At 60.0% G+C, this 10,953-nt stretch carries 11 protein-coding genes and 2 rRNA genes; 11 read left to right on the forward strand and 2 right to left on the reverse strand.

Annotation, left to right across the window (positions count from 1 at the left end):
- The 6 genes from EV586_RS20220 to EV586_RS20245 form a co-directional block, all read left to right on the forward strand.
- Positions 1-114, forward strand: a 23S ribosomal RNA gene (locus tag EV586_RS20220); the annotation flags it as partial.
- A 51-nt stretch (positions 115-165) separates the two neighbouring features.
- A 5S ribosomal RNA gene (gene rrf / locus EV586_RS20225) occupies positions 166-282 on the forward strand.
- A gap of 202 nt (positions 283-484) precedes the next feature.
- The gene (gene gerQ / locus EV586_RS20230) at positions 485-961 is read left to right on the forward strand and encodes a spore coat protein GerQ (RefSeq protein ID WP_132946882.1); all 477 of its coding nucleotides are present in this window, start codon (positions 485-487) and stop codon (positions 959-961) included.
- Positions 962-1,154: 193 nt separating this feature from the next.
- Positions 1,155-3,152 (forward strand): transketolase, encoded by a 1,998-nt coding sequence (gene tkt / locus EV586_RS20235; protein WP_132946883.1) that lies wholly within the window; start codon positions 1,155-1,157, stop codon positions 3,150-3,152.
- 193 nt (positions 3,153-3,345) lie between these two features.
- Positions 3,346-3,789, forward strand: coding sequence for a cupredoxin domain-containing protein (locus EV586_RS20240; RefSeq protein ID WP_132946884.1), 444 nt, complete (start codon positions 3,346-3,348; stop codon positions 3,787-3,789).
- 159 nt (positions 3,790-3,948) lie between these two features.
- Positions 3,949-4,734: a VanW family protein gene (locus tag EV586_RS20245; protein ID WP_243653105.1), complete on the forward strand. Its 786-nt coding sequence runs from the start codon at positions 3,949-3,951 to the stop codon at positions 4,732-4,734.
- A gap of 38 nt (positions 4,735-4,772) precedes the next feature.
- Here the strand turns inward: EV586_RS20245 and EV586_RS20250 are convergent, their stop codons facing one another.
- Entirely contained in the window at positions 4,773-5,594 is an 822-nt protein-coding gene (locus EV586_RS20250) for a GNAT family N-acetyltransferase (protein WP_132946885.1), read from the reverse strand.
- 165 nt (positions 5,595-5,759) lie between these two features.
- Between EV586_RS20250 and argC the strand changes: the two genes are divergently transcribed.
- The 4 genes from argC to EV586_RS20270 are packed head-to-tail and all read left to right on the forward strand — an operon-like array spanning position 5,760 to position 10,134.
- Positions 5,760-6,794, forward strand: a complete 1,035-nt coding sequence (gene argC / locus EV586_RS20255; protein ID WP_132946886.1) for an N-acetyl-gamma-glutamyl-phosphate reductase — start codon at positions 5,760-5,762, stop codon at positions 6,792-6,794.
- Positions 6,795-6,822: 28 nt separating this feature from the next.
- Positions 6,823-8,049 carry a bifunctional glutamate N-acetyltransferase/amino-acid acetyltransferase ArgJ gene (gene argJ, locus EV586_RS20260; protein WP_132946889.1) on the forward strand — a complete coding sequence of 409 codons (1,227 nt, stop codon included), beginning with the start codon at positions 6,823-6,825 and terminating at the stop codon, positions 8,047-8,049.
- A gap of 14 nt (positions 8,050-8,063) precedes the next feature.
- Complete coding sequence (argB, locus tag EV586_RS20265; protein ID WP_132946887.1) at positions 8,064-8,939, forward strand: acetylglutamate kinase; 876 nt, start codon at positions 8,064-8,066, stop codon at positions 8,937-8,939.
- Positions 8,940-8,964: 25 nt separating this feature from the next.
- The gene (locus EV586_RS20270; protein ID WP_243653106.1) at positions 8,965-10,134 is read left to right on the forward strand and encodes an aspartate aminotransferase family protein; all 1,170 of its coding nucleotides are present in this window, start codon (positions 8,965-8,967) and stop codon (positions 10,132-10,134) included.
- Between the two features lie 14 nt (positions 10,135-10,148).
- Here the strand turns inward: EV586_RS20270 and EV586_RS21690 are convergent, their stop codons facing one another.
- Positions 10,149-10,274 (reverse strand): hypothetical protein, encoded by a 126-nt coding sequence (locus EV586_RS21690; protein WP_279388317.1) that lies wholly within the window; start codon positions 10,272-10,274, stop codon positions 10,149-10,151.
- A 168-nt stretch (positions 10,275-10,442) separates the two neighbouring features.
- On the opposite strand from EV586_RS21690, the gene EV586_RS21280 reads away from it, so the two are divergent.
- A complete protein-coding gene (locus EV586_RS21280; protein WP_165898729.1) occupies positions 10,443-10,613 on the forward strand; it encodes a hypothetical protein in 171 nt (56 codons plus the stop codon).
- The last annotated feature ends 340 nt before the right edge of the window (positions 10,614-10,953 follow it).

Below are 10,953 nucleotides of genomic sequence, written 5' to 3' on the forward strand. Positions count from 1 at the left end.
CCCACACGGTCAACGTGGTAAGACCCCTTGTAGAAGACAAGGTTGATAGGCTGGAGGTGGAAGCGCCGTGAGGCGTGCAGCTGACCAGTACTAATAGGTCGAGGGCTTATCCTAAGTAAGTCTACACTCACTATTCGCTATTCAGTTTTTGGGGAACACCCCATATCTAGTGGCAATGTCGTGGAGGCCACACCTGTTCCCATCCCGAACACAGAAGTTAAGCTCCACAGAGCCGATGGTACTTGGACCGCAGGGTCCTGGGAGAGTAGGACGTCGCTAGGCAATAGAGAAAGATCCGATCTTACGCAGATCGGGTCTTTTTTGTTGTCACAAAAACCCATAGACGGATATACCATGTAGGTGTAACGTTCGGGAGAATTTTGCTTCGAAAAGGAGATGAATGGTTTTGTACTACAATTGCTGTGATGATGACTTTCGGCAAATACAGAATCCATATGTGGGCCCAAAGGGCGGCCAGCCTTTGATGCAACCGACGAAGATGCCGATGTACCAGCCAGGTCTGATGCAACAACCGTTCCTGCAACAGCCGGGCCTGGTGCAGCAACCCGCTATGGTCCCGCAGCCCGGCATGACCGGCGCCGCACCCGGCGGATTTCAAGTAGGTGCTCCAGCGGTCGCCGAGGAATCCTATATCGAAAACATCCTCCGCTTCAACAAAGGGAAAATCGGCACCTTCTACTATACGGTCGAAGGCAGCAAAGAGTGGAATTCGGTCGTCTTCCGTGGCCGCGTCGAAACGGCAGGTCGTGACCATATCATCTTGAGCGATCCGAAGACGGGCCGCCGCTTTCTGCTCCTGATGGTCAATCTGAGCTGGGCGGAGTTCGAGGAGCCGATCAACTATCCGAACATCCCCGTGCCGCAACAAGTCAAGGCGATCCTGACCGACGGCGACATGCCGACCTTCCCGAGCGCCCGCAATGAACAATCGCAAGGCTAAACCACATGAGAACAGGGCCTCCGCACAGCATCAACAGCGGAGGCCCTGATTCTTTACAGGGTATGGACACTCTGTTACACTGGCTGATGAGGAAAGAATCACCAAGCTAGCCTGCATGCCGGATACACATACTAGAGGTACTTGCGTGTGCAGTCTGTGCATTACATAACAGGTTCAAGGAAGGGGTTTCCTAATGACTGCAAACATTGAGCAACTTGCAATCAACGCGATCCGCACGCTGTCGATCGACATGATCGAAAAGGCAAAATCCGGCCACCCGGGTCTGCCGATGGGCGCTGCGCCGATGACCTACGAACTGTGGACCAAACACTTGAGACATAACCCGGCCAACCCGGCTTGGATCGACCGCGACCGCTTCATCCTCTCGGCCGGCCACGGCTCCGCACTGCTCTACAGCATGCTGCACCTGACCGGCTATGGTCTGGAAATCGAAGAGCTGAAGAACTTCCGCCAATGGGGCAGCAAAACGCCGGGCCATCCGGAATTCGGCCACACCGCTGGCGTGGAAGCGACCACCGGTCCGCTCGGACAAGGCATCGCGATGTCGGTCGGCATGGCGATGGCAGAAGCGCACCTCGCCGCGACCTACAACCGCGAAGGCCATGAGATCATCGACCACTTCACCTACGCCCTCTGCGGCGACGGTGACCTGATGGAAGGTGTGGCTTCCGAAGCGATCTCCATGGCCGGCCATCTCGGCCTTGGCAAGCTCGTCGTGCTCTACGATTCGAACGACATCTCCCTCGACGGCCAGCTCTCCATGGCCTTCACGGAAAATGTGAAGATGCGCTTCGAATCGATGGGCTGGCAGTACCTCCGCGTCGAAGACGGCACCGACATCGCTGCGATCGGCCAGGCGATCCGCGAAGCCCAAGCGGACAAACAGCACCCGACCCTGATCGAGATCCGCACGATCATCGGCCACGGCTCTCCGAACCGCGCCGGCACGAACAAAGTCCACGGCGCACCGCTCGGTGAAGAAGAAGCCCGCCTGACCAAAGAAGTCTACGGCTGGCCGCACGAGCCGTTCCACGTGCCGTCCGAAGTCAGCGAACACTTCCGCTCCGTACAGGCGGCAGGCAGCCAAAAAGAGGCGGAGTGGAACGAACGCTTCGCAAGCTACGAACAAGCCTACCCGGAACTGGCGCAACAGCTCACGCAGGCGATGAAACACGAACTGCCTGCAGGCTGGGATCAGCACATCCCGGTCTACCAGCCGGACGCACCGCAACTGGCGACGCGCGAAGCATCGGGCGCTGCGCTCAACGCGATCGCGAAGAGCCTCCCGTCCCTCTTCGGCGGCTCGGCCGACCTGGCGGGCTCGAACAACACGACGCTGAAAGACTACCCGGTCTTCGATCAGAACAACTACGCCGGCCGCAACATCTGGTTTGGCGTGCGCGAGTTCGCAATGGCAGCGGCGATGAACGGCATGTCCGTGCATGGCGGCGTGCGTCCGTACGGCGGCACCTTCTTCGTGTTCTCCGACTACCTGCGCCCGGCCGTACGCCTCTCCGCGCTGATGAAGCAGCCGGTGATCTACGTCCTGACCCACGACTCGATCGCGGTCGGCGAAGACGGCCCGACCCACGAGCCGGTCGAGCATCTCGCCGCGATGCGCGTCATCCCGGGCCTCGTCACGCTCCGCCCGGCCGATGCCAACGAAACGATGGAAGCGTACCGCTTTGCCCTGTCGCAAACGGATGCGCCGGTCGCGATGGTGCTGACCCGCCAGAAGCTGCCCATCCTCCAAGGCACCGCAGAAAAAGCGCGTGAGAGCCTGAGCAAAGGCGCGTACGTCCTCTCCGACGCTGCCAACGGCCAGCCTCAGGTGATCCTGATCGCCACCGGCTCCGAAGTGGCGCTGGCGGTCAAGGCGCAGCAAGCGCTCGCCGAAAAGGGCATCGCAGTGCGCGTCGTCTCCATGCCGAGCATGGAGTTGTTCAACAAGCAGTCCAAAGACTACAAAGACTCCGTGCTTCCGCCGTCCGTCAAAGCGCGCGTCGGCATCGAAATGGGCACCACCTTCGGCTGGGAGCGCTATGTCGGCGACAACGGCGTGGTGATCGGCATCGAAACGTTTGGGGCTTCGGCACCGGGCGACCGGGTGATCGCCGAGTATGGCTTTACCGTCGAAAACGTGATCGATCACGTCAACAAAGTTTTGTAAACAACTGCCAATATTCTGCCAACAGAACCACGAACAGAACAGGCACCCCAACCGCCGTCACGCCAGTCGTGACGGCGGTTTTTCCACTTGTGATCTTCTTCACAAATCGTTCACTCTTGGTGTGCGAAATGTCATACCTGACCCCAGGTAAAAGGTGTATGATGAGATTGTAAATAAAGGAGGCGTAAGCAATATGAAAAAAATTGCATTGATTGCTGCGACGGCTGTCGCATTCGGCATGATCATGACCGGCTGCGGTTCCGATGAGAAGGCAGCAGACAACACGAACAACTCCACTGAACAAAACAACTCTGGTTCCACCGATACCAATAAGAACACCGAAACGGCAACCGGCAACGAGCAAGTGGTCAACGTGACCGCATCCAACTGGAAATGGGAACTCGACAAGACCGAAGTCAAAGTCGGCCAACCGGTAAAACTCGTCGTCACCGGCAAAGAAGGTCTGCACGGCCTGACCGTCATGGGCGCAGATGCGAAGATCAAGAACATCCCGCCGGGCAAGACGGAGACCGTCACCTTCACCCCGGAAAAAGCGGGCGAGCTGAAACTGGTCTGCACCGTGTCCTGCGGTACCGGCCACAGCACCATGTCGACCGCCATTAAAGTTGTAGACTAACAGAACCCCTACGATCACAGCATACGATCACATACCTAACAACCCATGCGCTTGCAAACGCATGGGTTGTTTGCTTTTTGACAATTTGGCGAACGCCTTGTAACTTAGACATGCACTTCCACGTCTTTCCATATAGTGATGGAGATGGAGGGGTGCAGGGTGAACAAGAGGAAGAAAAAGAGACGGTGGGTGCTGACATTCACCGTGACAGGTCTGCTGACGGCGGCCGCCGTAACGGGCGCGTATTGGCAGGCAGGAGGCTTTTCCAAACCGGTCGTGCAGCCGGCCGAAGCAGCCACCGCTCCGCCGCAAACGTCAGCCCCGGTCCGGCCGCAGCCGATCCGACCGGAAGATGAAAAATTTGTCCCCGTTGAAACCGTGATGCTCACGCCGCAAGACAACCACACACAGCGCGCGATCCACGACCAATACCAAGCGTATCTGCAGCAACTGCCCGCAGCCACCGGCGAACTGGTCGGCTCGTTTCAGACCTCGCTGGCCGGGCACAGCGCCGAAGGGCGGGTGAAAAACATCATGCTCGCCAACGGCAAGCTAAACGGGCGCATCCTGTTGCCGGGGGAAGAGCTGTCATTCAACAACACGCTCGGCGACTCCAATGACCCCGCCGGCGGCTGGCAGCTGGCGACGGTGATCATCGGCAAGAAATTCGAACAGGGCTACGGCGGCGGGATCTGCCAGGTGTCGTCCACGCTGTACAACTCGGTGCTCCGCGCCGGGCTTGGCATCGTCGAGCGCTACACGCACAGCTTGCCGGTCGGCTATGTTCCGCCTGGGCAAGATGCGACCGTCTCCTATCCGGAACTTGATTTCCGATTTGTCAATTCGTATGAAGCACCGGTCAAAATCGAAGCGTCCATCGTCGAAGGCATGGTGGTATCGAAACTGTATCGACTGCCCGCCTTCCAATACGACCCGGACAACTAAAAAAGCCGTCAGCAGGTCCTAACTGCTGACGGCTTTTATTACTGCTTGAGAAACACCAGATCACTGAACGCCACCGCCATGCCGCAGCGCAGCATGTTCCGATGGCTGGAGCTGTTGTAAGCCGCCTGGCTGACGACGAGGTCACAGCCCAAGCGCGCCGCATCTTGCATCCGCCGGTAGATCAGCGCCTGCTGCAAGCCGCGCCCGCGATACTGCGGAAACGTGGCGGCTGTGCACAGCGAGCCCATCCGATCATGGAGGAACATCATCGCCACACTTGCCGGAACCCCGTCCACCAACGCGAGGTAATAGTGGTAGTCAGGGTTGTTTGCTGCGATCAGCCGGTTGCTGTGCGCGATCGCGTCCGCCCGCTCTGCCGGCAAGCCCATCGCCTCCGTATAGGTCATGGCAAACAGGCCGATCTCCTCAAACGCCAGCTTTTGCACCGTCACCCCGTCCGGCAGCGCCGGAATCTCTTCTGTCGCCAGCCCGTACATCGACGACGTGCCGAAGTCCTCCGCCACAAAGCCGTGCTCAGCCAGCGCAGCCAACAGCTTCGGCGTCGCCAGCACCGGATTGGTCTTCACGCGGCAAGGTGTCGCATACGCCGCATAGTGTGCGATGATCTCTGGCAGCAGCTCAACATCCGCTTCGGTCAGCCCGATCACCTTATTAAAAAATCCGGCCGGGTGCTCCTGATGGATCAGCGCCGTCCCGCTCCCGAAAGGCTGCACCGCCACACGACCCCGATAGGCCGCATCGGTCAGAAAGGCTTCCATACGCTTCACGAGCCCCACGTGCTCCGCAGATTCCACTCGCAGCGCCAGCTCCGGCGTTGCGATCGGCAACATGCCGTTCATCGCATTTCCCTCCTCTTGTTGCATGTCTTTTCTATCTCTTACAGTAAAAGCCGCCCTGTCCCTTGTCAATCAACCTTTTGGTTGCGTACTTATGCATATGTATGTATAATAATTCATATTGTAGAACGAAGAAAGTTCAGAGCGAATCATACGAGGTGAAGAGAGATGAACGTTGCCGTGATCGGCGCGACCGGATATACAGGATTGGAAGTGGTGCGGCTGTTGATGCAGCACCCGGAGCTGAACGTGACGACCGTCACGTCCGACTCGCAGACAGGCGCGATGTTAAGCGACGTCTACCCGCACCTGCAAGGGCTGGTGCAGCAACCGCTGCAGCGGGCAGATGCGGTCGAGCTGGCCGCGGAGGCGGATCTGGCGTTTCTCGCCTTGCCGTCCGGGCTGTCCACCGCACTGGTGCCCGACCTGCTGGCGGCGGGGCTGAAAGTGATCGACCTCGCAGGCGACCATCGCTTGTCCCAAACGGACTACGCAGCATGGTATCAAAAAACGCCGCCGACCCCCGAGGTGCTGTCACAGGCCGTATACGGCCTGCCGGAATTTTATGCAGAGCAAATCGCCGCCGCCCACCTGATCGCCAATCCCGGCTGCTATCCGACGGCGACGCTTTTGTCTCTGCTTCCGCTCGTACAGCACGGGCTGATCGACGCGGACACCTTGATCGTCGACGCCAAATCGGGCGTCTCCGGCGCGGGCAAAGCGTTGTCGCCGGGCACGCATTTTGCAGAAGTGAATGAGAATTTCAAAGCATACAAAGTCGGCGTCCACCAGCACATCCCGGAGATTGAAGGCGTGCTGAGCCAGCATCACGGGGAAAAAGTCACCTTGTCCTTCACGACGCATCTCGTGCCGATGACGCGCGGGATCATGACGACGTCGTACGCCAAGCTGACCCAGGACCTGTCGACCGAAGACGTGCTTGCCATCTATAAAGAGACGTACCAAGATCGGCCGTTTGTCCGCATCCGTGCAAACGGACAGATGCCGGCGACCAAAGACGTCAGCGCCAGCAACTTTTGCGACATCGGCCTGCGGGTCGACCCGCGCACCGGCCGCGTGACGGTGATCGGCGTGATCGACAACTTGATCAAAGGCGCGGCCGGGCAAGCGATCCAAAACGCCAACCTGCTCTGCGGCCTGCCGCAAACGACCGGGCTGCTGCATGCGCCCGTCTATTTCTAAAACAACAAGGGGGAACTGCAACGTGAACATGATGATAAAACAAGCCGCCTATACCGTGCTGGCAGAAGGGTCGGTCACGACCCCGCTTGGGTTTCAGGCGAGCGGGCTGCATGCCGGAATCAAACGCAAGAAAAAGGACGTCGGGCTGCTGCTCTCCACCGTGCCGGCCGCCGCTGCCGGGGTGTTTACGCTGAACGCCGTACGCGCTGCCTGTGTCACGCAAAATGAACAGCAGTTGCAAGCGCTGCCCTACCTGCAGGCAATTATCGTCAACTCCGGCAACGCCAACGCCTGCACCGGCGTGCAAGGCGATGCGGACGCCCAAGAGATGCAGCGCCACACCGCCCAAGCGCTCGGCCTGCCCGCACATGCGGTCGCCATCGCGTCGACCGGCGTGATCGGGGTGCCGATGCCGATGGAAGCGCTCAAGCAAGGCATCACGCAAGCGGCAGCCGGTGTGTCTGCGGAGGGCGGCGAAGCGTTTGCGGAAGCGATGCTGACCACCGACACCTGCACCAAGCAGATCGCTGTGCAGTTGACCATCGACGGCAAGACGGTGACGATCGGCGGCGTGGCGAAAGGGTCGGGGATGATCCACCCGAACATGGCGACGATGCTCGCCTTTGTCACCACCGATGCCAAAGTCGATCCGGCGGCGCTGCAGACCCTGTTGCGCCAGACGACCGACCAGACCTACAACTGCATCACCGTCGACGGCGACACCTCGACCAACGACATGGTGCTGGTGCTGGCGAACGGCCTCGCCGACAATCAGACCCTGACCCCGGAGCATCCGGAGTGGTCCGAATTTGCGGCCGCGTTCCGCCATGTCTCGGAAAAGCTGGCCAAAGACATCGCCCGCGACGGCGAAGGCGCGACGAAACTGGTCGAAGTGCAAGTCAATGGTGCGGTCAGCACCAGCCTGGCCGTCCAAGCGGCGAAAAAGGTCGTCGGCTCCTCCTTGGTCAAAACGGCCGTCTTCGGCGCCGATGCCAACTGGGGGCGCATTCTGGCGGCGGTCGGCTATTCCGGCATCCCGTTCGATCCGGCGCGCGTGAACATCTGGCTCGGCGACGTGCAAGTGGCGCAAAACGGCATGGGGCTCCTGTTCGATGAAGCAGCGGCGAAAGCGCATCTCCAAGGCGACACCGTGCAGATCACCGTCGACCTCAACCTCGGCGACGCCACGGCGACGGCGTACGGCTGCGACTTGACCTACGACTACGTGCGCATCAACGCCAGCTACCGGACGTAAGGGGGCGCAAAGCGATGACGAACAAGACCCAGACGGAAAATCTGACCCCGGCGGAAAAAGCGAACGTGTTGCTCGAAGCCCTGCCCTACATTCAGAAGTTCGCCGGGAAGATCGTCGTGATCAAATACGGCGGTTCCTCGATCGAGCCGGACAGCGGCGAGATCGACCCGGTGATCCTCGACATCATCTGGCTGAAACAGGTCGGCCTCTACCCGGTCGTCGTACACGGCGGCGGCAAAGCGATCACCCGGTTGCTCGACCGGCTCGGGCATCAGGCGCAGTTTGTCGACGGACTGCGCGTGACCGATGAGACGACGCTGGAAGTGGTGGAGATGGTGCTGGGCGGCCTCGTCAACCAGCAGCTCGTCGCGGCTTTTAACGCAGGCGGCTGCAAAGCGGTCGGGCTGACCGGCGTCGACGGCGGCCTGCTCACCGCTGAGCAGTTGACCCATGAAAAGGGCGACTTGGGGCGTGTCGGCGTGGTGCAGGCGGTGCAGACCGAGCCGATTCAAGCGCTTTTGCAAAATGGCTTTCTGCCGGTCATCGCGCCGCTGGGCAGCGATGAGCAGGGGGCGCGCTACAACATCAACGCCGACAGCGCGGCCGGAGCGATCGCCGCCGCGCTCGGCGCGGAAAAGCTGATCTTGCTGACCGACGTGCCCGGCATCCTGAAAGCAGGACAACTGATCAACCAAGTGACGCCGGAGGAAGTGGATGCGCTGCTCGCAGACGGCACGATCCAAGGCGGCATGGTGCCGAAAGTGGAAGCCTGTCTGGCCGCCCTGCACGGCGGAGCGGCGCAAGTGCACATTTTGAACGGCAAAGAACCGCATGCGCTGCTCTTGGAGATCTTTACGGAGCGCGGCGTGGGGACGCTGGTGCACCGCTAGAGCGGGTGCCAAGGAGAAGGGGAGGATGAAGATGACCAGCCTGATGAACAACTACGCCCGGCTGCCGGTCGCGTTCGCCAAAGGGGCAGGGTGCAAGCTGTGGGACGTCGAAGGGCGTGAATATCTCGACTTTACGAGCGGGATCGCCGTGACAAACCTCGGCCATGCCCATCCCAAAGTGACGGCCGCGCTGCAGGAACAGGCGGGGACGCTGCTGCACACGTCCAATCTGTACGAGATCCCGCTGCAGGAGCAGGTCGCGGGCAAACTGGCCGAGCTGTCGGGGCTTTCCAAGGCGTTTTTTTGCAACTCGGGGGCGGAGGCGAATGAAGCGGCGATCAAGCTGGCCCGCCGCTACAGCCAACTGAAGCACGGCGCGCACAAGTATGAGATCCTCACCTTGCACGACTCCTTCCACGGCCGGACGCTGGCGACGGTGTCGGCGACGTGCAAGCCGAAGTATCAGGAAGGGTTCGCGCCGCTGATGCCGGGCTTTCAGTATGTAGAAAAGGATTTGGATAAAATCGAGGCGGCGATCGGCGAGTCGACCTGCGCCGTGCTGGTCGAGCCGGTGCAAGGCGAAGGCGGCGTGCTGCCGCTCGGGGCGGAGTTCCTGCAGGGGCTGCGCGAGCTGTGCGATGCCAAGGGGATTCTGCTGCTGTTCGATGAGGTGCAGACGGGGATCGGTCGCACCGGGCACCTGTTTGCTTGTCAGGCGGCCGGGGTGCTGCCCGACATCATGACGCTGGCCAAAGGGCTGGGCAACGGCGTGCCGGTCGGCGCGATGCTGGCCCGGGAAGAGGTGGCAGCCGCATTTGCGCCGGGCACGCACGGGTCGACGTTCGGGGGCAATCCGCTGGCGATGGCGGCGGCGCTGGCCGTGCTGACCGCGATCGAGGAGGAAGGGCTGCTGGCCCACGCGGTACAGATGGGCGAGGAGTTGCGGGCGCGTCTGCAGCAGCTGGCGGCAACAGATCCTGCGATCGTCGAGGTGCGCGGACAGGGCTTGCTGCAAGGGCTCGTGTTCGACCGCCCGGTGGGCCCGCTGGTCAGCAAGTGCCTCGAAAAAGGGCTGCTGGTGCTGTCGGCCGGGGAGACCACCCTGCGCCTGCTGCCGCCGCTGATCGTCACGTCGGCCGATCTGCATCTGGGGATGACGCTGTTAGAAGCGGCCATAAAAGAAACGAGCGCATAAGTGCGCTCGTTTTTTTAGTAAGAGGCGCTGATGTTGACCCACGGGTCGATCGGACCGGGATCGGCAACTTGCGCAGAGCCTGTTTGCGCCGCCAGTGCAGCCGCTGCAACGACTGCAAGGGACAGCCAGAACTTCTTCATTGTAACTCCTCCGATTAACAAGTATTTAAAAACAAATTGTACATACATTTTTATACCAAGATGCATCCATTTTTTCAATACTACGATTTTCCAGACATAATCGTCTGGTTCACCTCATAGACCTAGTAGGCAGGCAAGTTCGGAAAATGCCAAGAAAGGAGATGGGGTATGGTTCGTGCCGGAAACCTGGTTCTGATGTTTGCCACGCTGATCCTGATCAACCTCGTCTTGAGCGGTTTCGGTGTATCCTGGTGGGTGCGCGTCTTGCTCGGCACGTTGATCTTTGCGCTGCTCAGTCCGTTCATTCGCATCCGCGACCGGGAACAGGAGCAAAATTAATCGCGGCGCATAGGCGAGCGCCGCTGCGCATCCCCTTTCCGCGCCATAGGATACAGTATCACCAGCGGAAAGGGGGATACAACGATGTACGGAGTATTTGGCGCATACACGCATTGGGCGGTTGTGTTTCTGATCATCTTCGTTCTGTTCTTCCTGTTCGTACCGGTGGGCGGTACTGATGGATACGGGCAAGGTGGCTGCTAACCCGGCCTGAGCGGCCCACAACAGGAAAAGCCGTCAGCTCTTTGGTCGTAGCCCCGTCAAGTAGACAGTAATAAAGGACACGTATTATGCAGCGAGCGCTTTCCGGTACTCAACGGGGGAGCGCTCGCTTAATTTA

The sequence above is a fragment of the Tumebacillus sp. BK434 genome (assembly GCF_004340785.1).
Classification (GTDB): domain Bacteria; phylum Bacillota; class Bacilli; order Tumebacillales; family Tumebacillaceae; genus Tumebacillus_A.